This window comes from Nocardia mangyaensis (genome assembly GCF_001886715.1).
Lineage (GTDB): Bacteria > Actinomycetota > Actinomycetes > Mycobacteriales > Mycobacteriaceae > Nocardia > Nocardia mangyaensis.
On record NZ_CP018082.1, the window covers coordinates 1,263,941 to 1,279,954 of the forward strand.

14 protein-coding genes are annotated in these 16,014 nt (G+C 68.4%); 12 read left to right on the forward strand and 2 right to left on the reverse strand.

Features of this window, described 5'->3' with window-relative positions; translation table 11 throughout:
• The first annotated feature begins 252 nt into the window (after window positions 1–252).
• Window positions 253–1,455, forward strand: a complete 1,203-nt coding sequence (locus tag BOX37_RS05805; RefSeq protein ID WP_071926738.1) for an esterase/lipase family protein — start codon at window positions 253–255, stop codon at window positions 1,453–1,455.
• Window positions 1,456–1,567: 112 nt separating this feature from the next.
• Here the strand turns inward: BOX37_RS05805 and BOX37_RS05810 are convergent, their stop codons facing one another.
• Window positions 1,568–2,785, reverse strand: coding sequence for a lipase family protein (locus tag BOX37_RS05810; protein ID WP_084759435.1), 1,218 nt, complete (start codon window positions 2,783–2,785; stop codon window positions 1,568–1,570).
• 455 nt (window positions 2,786–3,240) lie between these two features.
• Between BOX37_RS05810 and BOX37_RS05815 the strand changes: the two genes are divergently transcribed.
• From BOX37_RS05815 to BOX37_RS35085, 11 genes are all read left to right on the forward strand, one after another.
• Window positions 3,241–4,164, forward strand: coding sequence for a phosphate/phosphite/phosphonate ABC transporter substrate-binding protein (locus BOX37_RS05815; protein ID WP_071926739.1), 924 nt, complete (start codon window positions 3,241–3,243; stop codon window positions 4,162–4,164).
• Window positions 4,165–4,168: 4 nt separating this feature from the next.
• Complete coding sequence (gene phnC / locus BOX37_RS05820) at window positions 4,169–4,963, forward strand: phosphonate ABC transporter ATP-binding protein (protein ID WP_084759436.1); 795 nt, start codon at window positions 4,169–4,171, stop codon at window positions 4,961–4,963.
• A gap of 44 nt (window positions 4,964–5,007) precedes the next feature.
• A complete protein-coding gene (gene phnE / locus BOX37_RS05825; RefSeq protein ID WP_240505219.1) occupies window positions 5,008–6,597 on the forward strand; it encodes a phosphonate ABC transporter, permease protein PhnE in 1,590 nt (529 codons plus the stop codon).
• Between the two features lie 96 nt (window positions 6,598–6,693).
• Window positions 6,694–7,461 carry a GntR family transcriptional regulator gene (locus BOX37_RS05830; protein WP_071926742.1) on the forward strand — a complete coding sequence of 256 codons (768 nt, stop codon included), beginning with the start codon at window positions 6,694–6,696 and terminating at the stop codon, window positions 7,459–7,461.
• A complete protein-coding gene (locus tag BOX37_RS05835; RefSeq protein ID WP_071926743.1) occupies window positions 7,448–7,873 on the forward strand; it encodes a phosphonate C-P lyase system protein PhnG in 426 nt (141 codons plus the stop codon). Before BOX37_RS05830 ends, BOX37_RS05835 begins: the two co-directional genes overlap by 14 nt.
• Entirely contained in the window at window positions 7,870–8,493 is a 624-nt protein-coding gene (gene phnH, locus BOX37_RS05840; protein WP_071926744.1) for a phosphonate C-P lyase system protein PhnH, read from the forward strand. The genes BOX37_RS05835 and phnH overlap by 4 nt, the downstream gene beginning before the upstream one ends.
• Window positions 8,493–9,599: a carbon-phosphorus lyase complex subunit PhnI gene (locus BOX37_RS05845; RefSeq protein WP_071926745.1), complete on the forward strand. Its 1,107-nt coding sequence runs from the start codon at window positions 8,493–8,495 to the stop codon at window positions 9,597–9,599. The genes phnH and BOX37_RS05845 overlap by 1 nt, the downstream gene beginning before the upstream one ends.
• On the forward strand, window positions 9,596–11,401 hold the full coding sequence (locus BOX37_RS05850; RefSeq protein WP_071931218.1) for an alpha-D-ribose 1-methylphosphonate 5-phosphate C-P-lyase PhnJ: 1,806 nt from the start codon (window positions 9,596–9,598) through the stop codon (window positions 11,399–11,401). The genes BOX37_RS05845 and BOX37_RS05850 overlap by 4 nt, the downstream gene beginning before the upstream one ends.
• Before the next feature lie 4 nt (window positions 11,402–11,405).
• Window positions 11,406–12,140, forward strand: a complete 735-nt coding sequence (locus BOX37_RS05855) for a phosphonate C-P lyase system protein PhnL (RefSeq protein WP_240505220.1) — start codon at window positions 11,406–11,408, stop codon at window positions 12,138–12,140.
• Window positions 12,137–13,351 carry an alpha-D-ribose 1-methylphosphonate 5-triphosphate diphosphatase gene (locus BOX37_RS05860; protein WP_206045770.1) on the forward strand — a complete coding sequence of 405 codons (1,215 nt, stop codon included), beginning with the start codon at window positions 12,137–12,139 and terminating at the stop codon, window positions 13,349–13,351. The genes BOX37_RS05855 and BOX37_RS05860 overlap by 4 nt, the downstream gene beginning before the upstream one ends.
• Entirely contained in the window at window positions 13,351–14,769 is a 1,419-nt protein-coding gene (locus BOX37_RS35085; RefSeq protein WP_240505221.1) for an inositol monophosphatase family protein, read from the forward strand. The genes BOX37_RS05860 and BOX37_RS35085 overlap by 1 nt, the downstream gene beginning before the upstream one ends.
• 81 nt (window positions 14,770–14,850) lie before the next feature.
• Here the strand turns inward: BOX37_RS35085 and BOX37_RS05870 are convergent, their stop codons facing one another.
• Entirely contained in the window at window positions 14,851–16,014 is a 1,164-nt protein-coding gene (locus BOX37_RS05870) for an alpha-D-ribose 1-methylphosphonate 5-triphosphate diphosphatase (RefSeq protein WP_071926747.1), read from the reverse strand.

Here is a 16,014-nt window from a genome sequence, read left to right on the forward strand (position 1 = left end):
GATCGGTATTGATCGGCTGCACAGAAATAGTGGACTGATTATGTGATCTGTCTGCGTTGCAACGCTTTTGGTGAAATGTCCCAAACGGAGCCCAAAGAAATCTTCCTGTGTGGGGCCATGGTGATCTGTTCCATGCCTTGGTGAGCTGTCCACACCTGAACTCGTATCGATGGACCGAGGTATTCGGCGACATACCTTCGGAGCGACTCAATAGTCGAATTCCCTCGAGGCTTCCGGAAAGGCAGATGTTGCATGACCACAACCCGTGGCCGCAGACGCTCTGTATGTGCGGCAATAATCTTGGGCGCCAGCGCACTGGCTGTCGCTCTCACCGGGGCGGGGGCGGCAGCTGTTCCGCCACCCGCTCCCACCCAGCAGGCTCTCGCCGATCTGATCGCTTCGGGTCGTCAGGTCGCGGGTCCCAGTGGCAGCGCCGGAACGGGTTCGGCGTGCACTTCCGGTAGCGGCGCGGGTTCGGGCAATGGTTCCGGTGATTGCTACGGCGGTTCGGGGTCGAGCTCGGGTTCTTCGGGTGGTACGTCCACCGATACCGTGGGTGTGGGTCCGGCGCAGACTTCGTGGCTGGCGGCGTTCGCCTATGGCTTGTCCAATGGTGACGTAGCGCCGCCCGGTGCCAATGACTGGAACTGTAAGCCCACGGCCGAGCATCCTCGTCCGGTGGTGCTGTTGCACGGTACATGGATGAACGCCTACAACGGCTTCGCCTACATGGGTCAGCCGATCAAGGATGCCGGGTACTGCACGTTCACCTTCAACTACGGGCGTTCCAACATCATCGAAGGCGGCGGGCTCGGTTCCTTCCTGCCCGGAGTGATGGGTACCGGCTACATCCAGGATTCGTCCAAGCAGGTCGCGGCGTTCGTGGACAAGGTGCTGGCCGCGACCGGGACCGGCGAGGTCGACATCGTCGCCCATTCCCAGGGTGGTGCGTTGGCGAACTGGTACACCAAGTTCGATGGCGGTGCGGAGAAAGTGAAGAACCTGGTCACTTTCGGTGCGACGCATCATGGGACCAGTCTCGTCGGGATCGGCGCGTTGGGTCGGATGGTCAACAATGCCGGAATCGATGTTCTGGGGTTCGTGGAGATGTTCGTCGGTCATGCCGGAATTCAGCAGACGATCGGTTCGGATTTCGTGAACACCCTGAATGCCAACGGTGACACGGTCGCTGGTGTCGATTACACGGTGGTCGGTACGCGGTATGACGAGGTGACCAATCCGTATGATCTGACGTTCTTGGAGGCGGGTCCGGGGGCGACGGTCGACAACATCACGTTGCAGGACGGTTGCGAGCAGGATGTCTCGGATCACTTGACGATGATGTATTCGCCGCGGGCGTTGTCGATCGTGTTGCGTGCGCTCGATCCGGTGGGCAGCCCGAATCTGGCTTGCGAGTTCAACCCGTGGCTCGTCGGCGGCGGAGGCTCCCTGTAATCGGTTGTCTGATCCCATTGTGACGGGATGATCGGGTGCGTTCGCGGTACGGCTTGACCGCGGCGCACCCGACTCCGTCGGTCGAGGTGGCGTGTCGGCCCTCGGACGTCGCTCAGCAGGTGTCCGGCGCCGGCTTCGCGGCGAATCGGTCGGCCAGATAGGTCAGGGCCGTCGGCAATCCCAGCACGGCTTCGGTAGCGTGCTCGCCGATCGAGTTCTCGACCCGCTGCACCGGAGTGCCGGCCGCGCAGTATTTCCCGGCCAGCGCCCGCGCCCCGTCTACCGGCGCGAACTGGTCACCGACCGCGTGGTGGATCAGTACCGGCGCGGCGGGTGCGCCCGGGCGGAACAGAGGACTGGCCATCCGCACCACCGTGCTCAATTCAGCGTTGCCGGTGATCGATCCAGGCCACGCTTCCAGCGCAGCCGCGTCGAGAAAGGGATACGCGAGAGCGGCGTCATGCAGGCAATCGGCTTGACTTGCTGCCAACTTTTCGCGGCCGGACTCGTTGAGGTACTGAGCCACATCGGCTTCCGGATAGGACCGGTTCAAACCCGCCAGGCCGACCACCGCCGCACCGCCGGCGATGCCACCGTTGAAGCCGGACATGGTGGACTCCAGGTCCGCGACGATCCCGCCCAGCGCGACCCCGGACACTCGCAGATCCGGGGCGTAGGTGCTGTGCGCTTGCGCGGCGATGGCGGTGGCCTGCGCCCCGCCGGAGTATCCCCACATGCCGATCGGTGCCACGGGGTCGACGGCCGCGGGCGCGAACGCTCTGGCGGCGCGAATACCGTCCAGCACGCCGTGGACGTAGCCGTCGGCGCCGAACAAATCGGAGTCGGGGCCCTGATAGTCCGGCACGACCAGAGCCCACCCTTGTTCCAGCGCAAGCCGAATCACGCCGGTCTCGGAAAACGCGTTGCTCGGGCCGCCGTCGATCCCACCGCGCAACGCATAGGAGGGAGCGCATTTCGAGCCGACACCATCTTCGGCCACCTGATACGACAGCAGCGGACGGGGGCCCTCCCCAGTCCATTCCCGATGGGGTACGAGAACTGTCGCGATATAGGCGCGGGGTGCACCATGGTTGTCGATCGTCTTGTACTGGACCTGCCACGCCTGCGCGGGCAGAGGCTGCAGGAACGACTGCGGCTCGATCGTCCGGGCGGCGAGCACTGTCCCGTTGGCCAGGTCCGCGAGACCGGCAGGCTCGGCGTAGAACGAATCCTGTTCCGGCAGTGGCACGGCCACAGCCCAACCCGCGCACGCGGTCACCAGTGCGAAAACCGCACCGACAGCCGTCGCCCGTACTGTCGCGATCCCCATCGCCCGCATCGCAAACCCCCCGCCCCAGGAACGTGTTCTAGTTTCGCGGCCGAGCGTAGTGCACTCGATGGGACCTCACGCCCGAACAGCAGGGAAAGTCTCGAGCCAGCGGCCGGACCGTGCTCCCAGCGCATCGGACCCCCTTCTCGCCCCGGTATCGTGATGAGCTGGCGGGGCGCCCGAGTGCAGTGCTGCGCCAGCCGGGCAAGCGCGGATCGCAGGTCGTCGGCTCGTCGCTCGAGCCGACGTCGGTACACGCTCGGCGCCGACGTCCGACACTGACACGCCGCTCGGGCTCGGACCTCTGACACCGACTTATGCGGTCGGGTTCCACAACCGGTCTCCAGCTGTTCGGCAGCCGCTCACCGGCCCGTCGCCCCCGCAGCAGCGGGCAACCACACGCTGTGCTGGTCACCCCAAGGTCCGCCGAATGGCGGAGGAAGTGAACCAGAGGCATGTTTCGAGAATCAGCAAGGCGCCTCGGCGCACTCACCGTGTCTGCGGTCGCAGCGCTCGTTCTGTCCGCGTGTGGATCCGAGGGCGGAGCCACCGACGAGCAGGCGTTGGTCTTCGCCGCGGTGCCCAGTGAGGAATCGACCAGCTTGCAGACCAAGTACGAGCCGATCATCGCGATGCTCGAGAAGGAAACCGGACGCAAGATCACCTTCCAGAACGCCACCGACTACGCCGCGGTCATCGAAGGCCAGCGGGCAGGCAAGATTCACTTCGCCCAGTACGGTCCGTTCTCCTATGTGCTGGCCAAGAACGCCGGTGTCGATGCCACCCCGCTCGGTGCTTTCGTCGAGGCGCCTGGTGACGACCCCGGATACCAGTCGTATGCCATCACCAAGGCGGGCTCCTCGGTGACTTCGCTCGCCGATGTCCGCGGGAAGAGCGTGTGTTTCGTCGACCCCGCGTCGACGTCGGGCTACCTGTACCCCACCGCGGGCCTGCTGGCAGCGGGGGTTGATCCGAAGAAGGACATCACCGCGGTGATCGCGGGCGGACACGACGCCTCGGTGCTCGCGGTGATGAGTGGCCAGTGTGAGGTCGGCTTCGCCTACGACACGATGGTGGACGAGCTACTGATCTCGAAGGGCCAGCTCGCCGAGGGCGATGTGACCGTGCTGTGGAAGTCCGAGGTGATTCCCGGCTCGCCGCTGGCTGTCAGCGGTGACTTGGAGCCCGCGCTGTTGGCGACCATCACCAAGGCCATTCATGAGAAGGGCAATGTCGACTACCTGCTCGCCAACGGCTTCTGCTCCGATCCGTGCGATATCGGCGAGGAAGGTCGCTGGGGTTACACCCCGGTCGATGACGCGCTCTACGACGGTGTGCGCAAGGTGTGCGAGACCACCAAAGACGAGAAGTGCCAGTAGCGCCATGTCGAAAGCGACTGATAGCGCCATCGAGTTCAAAGGCGTGACCAGGCAATTCGGTCCTGACGTCCGGGCGCTGGACGACGTCTCCTGCACGGTCGGCGCCGGTGAGGTGGTGGTACTGCTCGGGCTGTCGGGCTCGGGCAAGTCCACGCTGCTGCGCCACGTGGACGGGCTGGTCACCCCCAGCACCGGCACCGTCACCACGCTGGGTATCGATGTCGGTGCGGCGTCGGCGCGCGAGCTGCGCGCCTTGCGCAAGCAGGTGGGTTTCGTCTTCCAGCAGTTCCACTTGGTGGGCAGCATGACGTTGCTGGAGAACGTCTGCACCGGAGCGCTGGCCTTGCTGCGGGGACCGCGGTTCGGGTTGATCACCTACCCGAAGTCGATTCGCTTGCGGGCGTTGGAGAATCTGGACCGGGTGGGGCTGGCCGATCAGGCGTTCCAGCGGGCTGACACATTGTCGGGCGGTCAGCAGCAGCGTGGTGCGGTGGCGCGGGCGCTGATGCAGCAGCCGCGGATCCTGCTCGCCGACGAACCGGTCGCTTCGCTGGATCCGGAGTCCGCCGACCAGGTGATGCGGTTGATCGCCCGGATCAGTGCCGAGGACAACCTGACCGTGGTGTGCAGCCTGCACCAGGTCGAGCTCGCGCTGACCTGGGGCAACCGGGTGATCGGGCTGCGTTCGGGACGCGTTGTGCTCGATACGCCGACCAGCGGCCTGGCACGCGGGGAAGCCATGTCGGTGTACGCCAAGGTGGCCGCACCGGCGGTGCCACTGTTGGCCAAGACGGGGTGAGCATGTCGACTCACACACCGCCGGGACCACCCGCCGCGGTGACCATGAAACGGCCAACCGCACAGTCGTCGGCGGCACTGTTCGTCGTGACCGCGGTGCTGGTGGCCGGTGTATGGGCCATCGCCGACCTGGGCATCGATCTGTCCACGATCGTGGACAGCGTCCACAATGCGATCGACTTCGGCAGTCGGATGTTCCCGTTGGACTTCCCGTCGATCGGTGAGCTTGCCGCGCTGACGGGCAAGACCCTGGCGATCGTGCTGTGTGCCACGCTCCTTTCGGTGCTTCTCAGCATTCCGGTGGCGGTGCTCGCTGCCGGAAACACTTCGAGGTCGGCATCGACACGGTTCGGGGCACGGGCGCTGATCGTCGCGGCGCGCGCGGTGCCCGACGTGGTGTTGGCGATCGTGTTCTTCCGGGTCTTCGGCTTCGGTGCGCTCGCGGGTGTGCTGGCCATGGGGATTCACTCGGTCGGCATGGTGGCCAAGCTCTACGCCGACGCGATCGAGCAGATCGATGAGGGACCGCGTTCGGCGGTGCGCGCGACCGGAGCCCGGCGCTGGCAGGAATTGGTATCGGGGGTGCTGCCCCAGGTGGTGCCCGCTTTCGTGGCGACCGGCCTGCACCGGTTCGACATCAACCTGCGGATCTCGGTACTGCTGGGGTTCGTTGGCGTCGACGGCATCGGCTTGGCGATGGCGACGGCCTTTCGCCGCCTGGACTATCAGCGCGGCATGGCGTTGGCACTGACGGTGCTGCTGGTGTGTGTGCTGGTGGAGCTGCTCAGTGGCATGGTCCGGCGCGGGCTGCTGGCCGCCGCGGATTCCGGTGGCGGCGGTCGAGTGCGGCCGGGGCAGGTGAGTCCGCCCTGGACCACACGGCGGGTCCGACGCACGGTGTACGCGGGCGTCACGGCGCTGGTCGTGCTGGCCGCGATCTGGGAGGCAGACCTGTCGTTCGGCCAATTGTTCGGTTCGCTGGGCGATCTCGGGCAGACCATTGGTCTGTTCTGGCCCCCGGAAACTGGCGGGATCTTCGGGCTGCTGCTCGCGGATCTACTGGTCACGGTGAAAATCGCCCTGGCGGCCACGGTGATCGGTGCGGTGCTGGCTTTCGTGTGCGGCTCGCTGGCGGCCAGCAATGTCGCGCCGACACCGGGTGTTCGGCAGCTGTTCCGCAACATCATCGTCACCGTGCGCGGGATGCCGGAGTTGGTACTGGCGATCGTGTTCGTGGTGATCACCGGTCTCGGACCGGTGGCGGGCGCGCTGGCCCTGGCCATCGGCACCATCGGGCTGCTGGGCAAACTCACCGCCGACTCGCTCGAAGAGGTGGATCCAGAAGTCGAGCACGCGGTCCGCGCCACGGGTGCGGGCCCGTGGCAGGTGTACTTCGCGGCCACCTTGCCGCAGGCGGCCCCGGCCTTCGTGGGCAACCTGCTCTACCAGCTCGACGTCAACATCAGGGCGGCGACGCTGCTGGGCATCGTCGGCGCCGGCGGGATCGGGTTTCACCTGCTCAACGCCACGCGTGTCCTGGAATTCGGCGTGGTGACCACGGTGATGATCTTGGTGTTCGGCACGGTACTGCTCGTGGAGTTGCTGGCACTGTGGATGCGCAGAATCGTGCGGTAGCGGCAAAAACAACTTGCGCAGTTGTTCACCCACCCCGTTCGCCGCGTTCGCGCGAGCGCGGTTGTACGGACAAGCCAGCGGCGGACCGTAGTACCCATGACGTCGGTGAGATACCTCGCGATCGCCGATCAGCTCGCGGGTGAACTGAAATCCAATGATCCGGGCAGCCGGGTGCCCAGTGAGAACGAGATCGCGGTGCGGTTCGGTGTGGGCCGCGCTGCGTCTCGATCGGCGTTGCAGGAACTGGAACGGCGGTTGGTGGTGCGCCGGATTCAAGGCTCGGGCACCTTCGTCAACCGGCGGATCGACTATGTGATCTCCGGCAATCGGCCACCGTCGTGGCACGCCACCGTGACGGCGGCGGGTGCGCGACCGAGGGCGATCGTGAAAGCGATCGACCAACTGCCGCTGCCCGAGGAGATCGCCGAGTACCTGGGGCATCCGCCTGGCGCGGCGATGTATCGGGTGACGCGCGAGTTCTATGCCGACGAGCTGCTGGCTTCCTGGGTTACCGAGTGGATTCCGGTCGGCGCGGTCCCGGAGTTGGAAACCGCGCTGCACGTGGTGGATTCATTGGACCTGGTGTTGCGCCAGACAGGCTCGGTCGCCCCGGTACGGGCATGGTGCCGCGTGGGGGTGGAGCTGCCGCCACCCGAGGTGCTGGTCGGGCTGGGGATCGCGAGCTGCCAGCTCGCGTGGCGGGTCGAGAGTCTGAGCTGCGACAGGGCGAACGGACGGCCAATCATGTTCAGCTGCACCTGGACCCGCCTCGACGCGGTGCGCGTCGTGGTGGAAATGGACAACCGGGCGACCGCGGGTGGTTGCCCGCCGAACGAAAGGTTCGAAGACGATGTTCAGTCGTGAGGCACGAGCCGAACTACTGGCCGAGGCTGATCCCGACGCGCTCATCGCGCTGGCCGATCAGTGCCTTGCCGACGGTGCGCCCGTGCGCGTGCTGACCGCGCCGGAAGTGGGATGTGTGACCGCACAGGTGGTCGATCCTGTTGCGGCCGAACGCTTTCTGCTCGGTGACATCCTGGCCTGTCGAGCCGAGGTCGAACTGGCCGGGCATCGGGGTTGGGCGATGCGTCTGGGCGATGACCGCGCCGCGGTACTGGCCGCTGCAGTCCTCGACGCGGAGGTACAGGCGGGCCGGTCAGGCGCGGCGGCGGTGGACGAACTGTGCCGGCGAACCCAGCAGGCTCGCGCGGCCGAAGACGACCGGGAATGGGCCGAAATCGCGCCCACCGTCGTGGAATTCGAGGAGTTGACATGACCACTGCGCAGCGCATCGCGGCCGCGACCTGCACGCCCGAACAGGCGCAGCAGGTGTTCCGCGCGGTCCTGGCGGCCTTTGCCCGTCCCGGACGGATCGCGACCCTGCCCACCACCGACCTGCCACCGACCCTGCTCGCGGTCACCGCGCTCGCCGACAGCGGCACGGCGCTGTGCGTAGTCGGTGCCGACGCCACGCTGTGGTCCGACGCGCTGTCGGTCGGCACCGACGCACCCGCGGTCGGGCTGGCGGCGGCGCGGCTGGTCGCGGCGTTGCGACCGCTCACCGCCGACGAGGTCGGTGTGCTGGCGCGGGGAACCGCCGAGGCGCCCGAGCATGGCGCATTCGTCGCGATCCCGGTGGAGTCGGTGGAAAACGGTGTGCCACTGAGACTTACCGGACCAGGCGTGGATGGCGAGGTGATCTTCGCGCCGAGCGGGCTGGATGCGGAGGTGGTGGCAGCGCGAGCCGCCGCCGTCCTCGGCTATCCCGCGGGAATCGACCTGCTGTGCGTCGCCGCTGATGGTCGGATCGTCGGCCTGCCCCGCACCACTGTGGTGTCGGCGGCGCGCATCGAATCGGATGGACGCGGGAATCCCGCGCGGACACAGGAGAACTGATGGGCTACTCAGGTGCTCGCGGCGGGCTCGCCGCGATATTGGCCGCCGAACGTCTGGTCCGCGACAAGCGTGACGCCGCGGCCGCCGACTTGGCCCCCGCGACGGTGGTGGGCGCTTTCCGGCTCGGCGTCGATCGGGTGATGGGCGAGGCCGGGCTCTACCACGAACAGACCGCCGGCGCGGCGTTCCAGCAGGCCGAGGGTGACACGATGGAGGCCACCCACCTGCTGCGCGCGCACCGGTCGCGGTTGCCGCGCTTGGCCACCAGCGAACCGATCGATCCCGACGAGATGACGGTGCTGCGGCGCATCGTGCCCGCATTCCGCGAGCCAGACGGTCCGCAATTGCTGGGCCGGACCACCGATTACACCGCACGCCTGCTGGATACCGCGGTGCGCCATCCCACCGAGCCCGAGCCCGAGCCCGCGCACACGCCGCGGCCCGCGACGGCGGCGATGCGCACGCCACGCCGATTCCTGGATCAGCTGCGGAAAATGGACCTGGTCGTGGAACACCGTGGTGAGCACGGCGACGCCGAACCGCACGACCTGGCGCGCTTTCCGGCGCGCCCGCCCGCGCCCCGCTCAGCGGTGCTGTCAGCGATGTCGCGGGCGGAGACCGGGGGACTGGTCGGCTTGTGGTACCGCTCGATCCTTGGACCCGACGGCAATATCCACGAGGTGACCCTGGGCGAGGTGCGCCACGGCCACCTGCCGCTGCGGGTCCGGCATCCGCATACCGGAAACCCGGTGACAGTCGGGCGGTTTCGTGCCACCGAGGCGGAGGCGATCGAGGATCTCGACGGGGCCGAGGAGCAACGCGACAAATTCGACGTGGGTTACGGACTGTGCCTGGGACACAACGAGCGCAAGGCCATCGCGATGGCCAACCTCGACATCGCCAACCGTCGTTTCGGGCGGTCGAGCCCGCTGGAACAACTGCTGCTCATGACCACTGACGGCCTGGACTCGACCGGCTTTCTCGAGCATCTCAAGCTGCCGCACTACGTGACGTTCCGGTCGATGGTCGAACGCAAACAGGCGATGCGCGCCAACACCGAGACCGAGAGCCGCAGTACCGAACCGTGGGGAAGGACCTGCCGATGACCGTGCTCGACATGATGACCGCCGCTGACACCGAGAGCACGCCCGCCGGCCTGCTCGACGAGGGTGCCAAACGCGAAATTCGCCGGGCCGTGCTGACCGCGATCTGTGTGCCCGGATACCAGGTTCCGTTCGGGTCGCGGGAGATGCCGGTGGCCCGCGGCTGGGGTTCGGGTGGCCTGCAGGTGACGCTGGGGGTCATCGGCGCGGTCGACACCGTGAAGGTGATCGACCAGGGCGATGACGCCGGGGTGAACGCGACGAACCTGCGCCGCCTGATCGCCGATACCACCGGCTGCGCGCAGACCGCGGACACGCGTGAGGCGACCGTGGTGCAGTCGCGCCACCGGGTGCCCGAGGAACACCTGGGCCCCGAACACATTCTGGTACTGCAGGTTCCAGTGCCCGAGCCGTTGCGCGGGGTGCAGAAGTCGGTGGTCGAGTGCGGTCGAATGCACGCCGAGGACGACTACGCCATGATCTGGGTGAGTCTGTACGAGGATCTGGTGCGCAACGGTCTGGTGACTCAGTCGACCGGCTATCCGGTGCTGGTCGGTGGCCGCTACGTCATGGCGACCACCCCGATCCCACGCTGGGATGTGCCCCGGCTGCACCGATCCCAGCACCTGACCCTGTTCGGCGCGGGCCGGGAGAAGAAGATCTACGCGGTGCCGCCGCACACCGACGTCGAACCGCTGACTTTCGACGACGTGCCCTTCGAAGTCGAATACACACCGGGGGCGGTCTGCGCGCGCTGCGGGCGTGACGATGCCTTTCTGGTCGAGGCGGGCCCGCACGGCGGGTACGCGTGCAGTGACATCGAATGGTGCAGTCGAGTCCGTGACGGCGACGCCGACAGCACGGCGCACCGCGAGCGCGCACCGCTGGCCCTGCGGTCCGATCCGACCGGTCGCCTGACCGACCCCGGAGCGCCGCTGCCGGTGCGCGCCCCGATCGCGGTGCGCGACGCCGAATGGGCGCTGCGCGTGGCGGGCCTCGGCAAGGTCCACGGCCTCGGCGGTGCCGCGGCGGTGCCGGGGACCGGTCCCGAACACGGCACTTCGATCAGCCCGGCGACCGGCGCGATCGTGGCGGCCTGGGACGTGGGTTTCGATGTCGCGCCCGGTGAGGCACTGGGCATCATCGGTGAGTCCGGTTCGGGAAAGTCGACGGTGCTCGGCTGTGTGATCGGTGATCAGCGCGCGACCGCGGGGCAGGTGTTCCTGTTCGGGGTCGATGGCGGTGCCACGGATCTGTCGAGCTTGTCGCCCATGCGTCGGCGCGCCTTGCGGATCGACCAGATGGCGGTGGTCCATCAGGATCCGGCGGCCGGGCTGAACCTGCGGATCAGCGCGGGCGGCAACATCGCCGAACGGTTGACCGCGGCCGGTTGGCGCGGGTACCACACGATCCGGCGCCGGGCCGCGGAACTCCTCGACCGGGTCGAGGTGCCCTTGCGTCGGATGGACGACCCGGTGCACACCTTCTCCGGGGGGATGCGCCAGCGGGTACAGATCGCCAAGGCGCTGGCCACGGAGCCGCCGGTGCTGTTGCTCGATGAGCCGACCACGGGCCTGGACGCCTCGGTCGCCGCGGGCGTGCTGGATCTGCTGCGCGAACTGCTCGCTGAGCGTGATGTCGCCGCGGTGGTGGTCAGCCATGACTTCTCGGTGATCGAGGCGCTCACCGATCGCAGCATCGTCATGCAGTTGGGTCGGGTCGTGGAGACCGGGCTCACCGATCAGCTCGTCAATGATCCCCACCATCACTACACGCAGCGCCTCGTCGCGGCTGCCCGGAGGTGAACCCGTGTCCATCCTGACTGTTCGAGATCTACACAAGAGCTTCACACTGCACACGATCGACGGCCGCGTGGTGACCTCGCTGCACGGCGTCGACCTCGATGTCGCGGCGGGCGAGCACGTCGCGCTGGCCGGACCGAGCGGTGCGGGGAAATCCTCGCTGTTGCGCTGCGTCTATCGCACCTATCTCCCCGATTCCGGGTCGGTGCGGTTGCGTACTTCGGACGGGGACGTTGAGCTGACCGAGCTGGCCGACCGTTCGATGGCCCGGCTGCGTGGTCGCGAATTCGGTTATGTGGCACAGTTTCTCACCGCGCCACCGCGCACGGGGCCGCTGCGCGTGGTGATGGCCGCGGCCCGGCGGCGCGGGTTGGCGCCCGGGGCGGCCAGGGAGGCCGCCGAACAGGCACTGGCGCGGCTGAACCTGGACCGGGCGCTCTGGGATGTCGACTGCTGCGTGCTGTCGGGTGGTGAACGCCAGCGCGTCAACCTCGCGGCGGGCACCGTCGCCCCGCCTCGGCTGCTGTTGCTCGACGAACCGGTCTCGGCGCTGGATCCGGTCAACCGGGAAGCGGCGTTGGACCTGATCGCCTCGCTGGCCGACCAAGGGGTCGCGGTGCTGGCGGTCTTCCACGACCTCGCCGCGATGCATCGGCTGGCCACTCGGGTCCTCGTCCTGCGCGACGGGCGGGTCGAACGCGCGGGCACACCGGAGGAAGTATTGGCAGGAGTGCCGACATGATCATGCCGACCAACCCTCGCAGCTGGACACCCGCCGCGGTGCCCGCGGATTTCGTCCTCGGGCACGTGCGCGCGGTGCTCACCGACCAGGTGCTCGACGACGCGCTCGTCGCGGTGCGGGCGGGGCGCATCGAGGCGGTGCAACCGCACCGGCCCGGCGTGCGCGCCGATCTGGACGGCGGCAACCTGCTGTGCGTCCCCGGACTGATCGACATCCACAGCGACGGACTCGAACGCGAACGCGCCCCACGACCCGGCGCGGAACTGCCGATCGGCTTCGCGCTGCGTTCCTTCGAGGGCAAGCTGCGCGCCGCCGGGATCACCACCGTGTTCCACGGCGCGGGCTTCGAAGAGCGTGGCAGTGGCGGCCTGCGCCGGTCGGTCGACGCCGCGCTGCAACTCTGCGGGGCTATCGACGAATTCCCCAGTGGCGCAGTGGATCATCGCATTCTCTACCGGCTCGATGTGCGATGCCCGCACGGTTTGGCGGCGCTACGCGATCGGCTCGACCGCGTGGGTGACCGTGTCGAACACCTTGTCTCGCACGAGGACCACACTCCCGGGCAAGGTCAGTACGCCGATCGTGCCTACTTCGAGCGTTACATCAGTGGCACCCAGGGCCTGTCCGCGCAACAGGCGCGCGAGACAGTGGATCAGCTGATCGCCGATCGCGACGACCGACTCGACATTCGCGAGCAGGCCATGTCCTGGCTCGGCGCCCAGGCGATGGCGGGGCGAATTCGGTTGCTCGGGCACGATCCAGCCACCCCCGAGGAGATCGCGGAGCTGGTTGGTCGCGGCGGCACCGTCGCCGAATTCCCGACCACCGAGGCGGCGGCCCGCGCGGCACGGGAACAGGGGCTGCCGGTGGTGATGGGTGCGCCCAACGTGCTGCGCGGCGCCTCGCACAACGGCAATGCCTCCGGCCGCGACTTGGTGGCGCAGGGCCTGGTCACCGCGCTGGCCTCGGACTATCTGCCCTCTGGACTGCTCACCGCGGCGCTGCTGCTGGCCCGCGACGGCCTGGCGACGTTGCCCGCCGCGATACGCCTGGTGACGGCGGGGCCGGCCGAAGTCGCCGGCCTGACCGACCGCGGGGCCCTACGGCCTGGCCTGCGGCCCGACCTCGTGCTCGTCGACACCGCACCCCGGTGGCCGTCGGTGCGCACGGTGCTGATCCCGGAATTTCCCGTGCCGATAGGAGCGTCGTAATGAACAGTGCACCAGAAGCATTCGTGCCAAGAAGTGCCGCGATGGACAGCGGCGAATGGCCTGTTCCCGAACCCGCGGTGCCATCCGGCACCGATCCGGTGCTCGCCGAGGCCGCGCGGGCGGCCGCGGCTGCCTTCCGGGAAGCCCGCGGCCGATACAGCCGCGCCGAACTCGGCGAGAAGGTCGAGATGGGCGCCGACGGTACGGTGACGATGCGGCTGGATGTGCTGGTGGACGGCCGCATCGTTGACGTCGCGTCCGCTCATGGGGTGAATGTGCTCAGCGAGGAGATCGGGGTGGTCGACCACGGGTCGGCCCGTACGCTGGTGGTCGACCCGGTGGACGGCACCGCCAATGCCGTTGCGGGCGTGCCGCTCTCGGCGTTCTCCGCCGCGATTGTCGTGGACGGCGTCGCGCGCGAAGCCCTGACCTGCTGGCTGGACACCGGACGCTGCTGGCACGCGGTGGCCGGCGCGCCGACGCCCTACCGAACCTCCGGGCGGACGACGCTCGACGGTGCGGCGGTGAGTCTGCTGCGCCCGCACGCGCGCAATGCCGACGCCTGGTGGCGGGTGACGCGCCGGGCCGAGCGGGTGCGCATTCTGTCGAGCAGTTGCCTGGAGGCGGCGCTGGTCACCGAGGGGGCTGTGGACGCCTTCGCCGACGCCGGTTCCGACACCCATCGATTGATGGACCTGGTCGCGGCCATGGTGTTGGTCCCCGCCGCGGGCGGGGTGGTGTGCGACGCCTTCGGCCGCCCGCTCGAGATTCACCCCGATCTGACCCGGCGCTGGTCCGGTGTGGTGGCCGCGTCCGCGCCGCTGGCCGAACAGCTCTGTGCCGAAATAGCCGCGGGAACAGCGGAACTCTCCGGTGCGCAACTGACCGAACTGATCGACGGCCTGGCCGGGCTGCCCTACGGCGGAGAAGCTGTCGACCAGCGCGCCCACGCGCTGCAAGCTGCCTGGCACGCGGTCCAGGCGGGGGCGGACGACGAGCTGATATTGGCTGCCGCACTGCACGACATCGGCCGCGCGCGGCAGGTGCGCGCGCAGTTTCCCGATGCGGCGCACGAGGAGTCGGGCGCTCGCTTCGCACAGCGCTACATCAGCGAGCGCACTGGTTGGCTGATCGCCCAACACGTTCCGGCCAAGCGCTACCTCGTCGCCACCGATCCCGGGTACGCCGCGACGCTGAGCCCCGTGTCCGTCGCGTCCCTGCGCGTCCAGGGCGGCCCCATGTCGCCCGCGGAGATCGCCGACTTCGACGCCCATCCCGACGCCGCCGACGCGGTGCGCCTGCGCCGCTGGGACGACGCGGCCAAGGACCCCGCCGCGCCGGCCCTGCCGCTGCGGCAAGTGCTCGACGCCTATACGCGGGTGTGCGGCCGGAGAACCGCCCAGGCCTACCGCGGCTGACCCACCCGGATCGCCCAACGATCGCGCCGCCGGTTCGGTACAGACCGAACCGGCGGCGCTGCCGTTCACTGACTGAAGCTGTTATCGCGGAAGCAATTCCGTGCTCGCCACCGGCGACGGGACGGGCATCCTCGCGAAGGTCTGGCGACCCTGTCGCCACAGCGCCTCGCCGACCAGCGTGGTACCACAGCGTCGATACAGTGCGGCGGTCAGCGGGGCACCGACGGCGATGCCGGGTTGGGAGACACCCAGAATCGCGGCGGGCCGGGTGGAGATCAGGTCCACCGCGTGCGCCAGTTCCGCCGCCCCGTTGGCGTCGAGCACCTGCGTGGCCAGGTGCAGTGACGACGGCAGGTAGTCCGAGCACAGGACATCACATACCCCGGCCCGCACCGCGTCGGCCACCAGCAGGTTCGCCGAGGAGGTCGACCGGCCGCGCACGGCGTTGGGAGCGCCGAGTACCACCGTCATCCCCAGGTCCCGCGCCTGTTCGGCGGCGGTCAGGGTGAGCGGGAACTCCGCGACGGTCGCCCCCGCCGCGTGGCCGGCTCGGATGTGTTCGGGTGTGCGGTCGTCATGGCTGGCCAGGGTGATGCCGTGCGCTCGAGCCAAGTCCGCGACCTCGGTGCGGCGCTGCGCGACCAGGCGGTCCCGCTCCGGGCTCACCCGGAACACGTCCTCGACCTCGGCTTCGCTGACTCCCCAATCCGCGGAATAGAACTCGCGCAGCTCCGCCAGGGTCGCGAAGCGGCTGCGTGCCAACGTGGTCTCGATCATCGAGATCATCGCGACCCGGGTCGATTTCGCCAGCACCGCTCGCAGTGCGGTGAGGGCGCCGTCATCGGTCAGTTCCACTCTGGCGTGCAGACGCCAGTCACAAGCCAGCACCGGTGCCAACCGCTCGATCGTCTGGGCCAGCACGGGCGCGTCGGCGATGGCGATGCCCTTGCGGGGGGAGTCCTCGCACCGCACCGCGACACAGACCGTGCCGATGCCCGCGGCGGCGCACTCGGCGTCCAGTACCGCGAGCACCGTGGCGGGCTCGAGGGCGACCGTCGCGCGAGGGCGGCGGCGTTCGACCAGATTGTCCAAATGCAGGTCTACGGCCGCGGGGACGAGATAGAGCTCGCCCGGCGGCCCCGCGCCGATCTGGGTGAGGACCCCCTGGTCATCGATGGTCACGGTCGCGTCGGTGATCACGGGTGCGCCGTAGCCGGGCACGACGGTCACGCCTTCCAATTTCAT

What these genes read in the sequence shown, in the direction of transcription:
- BOX37_RS05805 (WP_071926738.1), top strand. Translation starts at nt 253, where the DNA reads ATGACCACAACCCGTGGCCGCAGACGCTCTGTATGTGCGGCAATAATC.
- BOX37_RS05810 (WP_084759435.1), bottom strand. Translation starts at nt 2,785, where the DNA reads ATGGGGATCGCGACAGTACGGGCGACGGCTGTCGGTGCGGTTTTCGCA.
- BOX37_RS05815 (WP_071926739.1), top strand. Translation starts at nt 3,241, where the DNA reads ATGTTTCGAGAATCAGCAAGGCGCCTCGGCGCACTCACCGTGTCTGCG.
- phnC (WP_084759436.1), top strand. Translation starts at nt 4,169, where the DNA reads ATGTCGAAAGCGACTGATAGCGCCATCGAGTTCAAAGGCGTGACCAGG.
- phnE (WP_240505219.1), top strand. Translation starts at nt 5,008, where the DNA reads ATGAAACGGCCAACCGCACAGTCGTCGGCGGCACTGTTCGTCGTGACC.
- BOX37_RS05830 (WP_071926742.1), top strand. Translation starts at nt 6,694, where the DNA reads ATGACGTCGGTGAGATACCTCGCGATCGCCGATCAGCTCGCGGGTGAA.
- BOX37_RS05835 (WP_071926743.1), top strand. Translation starts at nt 7,448, where the DNA reads ATGTTCAGTCGTGAGGCACGAGCCGAACTACTGGCCGAGGCTGATCCC.
- phnH (WP_071926744.1), top strand. Translation starts at nt 7,870, where the DNA reads ATGACCACTGCGCAGCGCATCGCGGCCGCGACCTGCACGCCCGAACAG.
- BOX37_RS05845 (WP_071926745.1), top strand. Translation starts at nt 8,493, where the DNA reads ATGGGCTACTCAGGTGCTCGCGGCGGGCTCGCCGCGATATTGGCCGCC.
- BOX37_RS05850 (WP_071931218.1), top strand. Translation starts at nt 9,596, where the DNA reads ATGACCGTGCTCGACATGATGACCGCCGCTGACACCGAGAGCACGCCC.
- BOX37_RS05860 (WP_206045770.1), top strand. Translation starts at nt 12,137, where the DNA reads ATGATCATGCCGACCAACCCTCGCAGCTGGACACCCGCCGCGGTGCCC.
- BOX37_RS35085 (WP_240505221.1), top strand. Translation starts at nt 13,351, where the DNA reads ATGAACAGTGCACCAGAAGCATTCGTGCCAAGAAGTGCCGCGATGGAC.
- BOX37_RS05870 (WP_071926747.1), bottom strand. Translation starts at nt 16,014, where the DNA reads ATGAAATTGGAAGGCGTGACCGTCGTGCCCGGCTACGGCGCACCCGTG.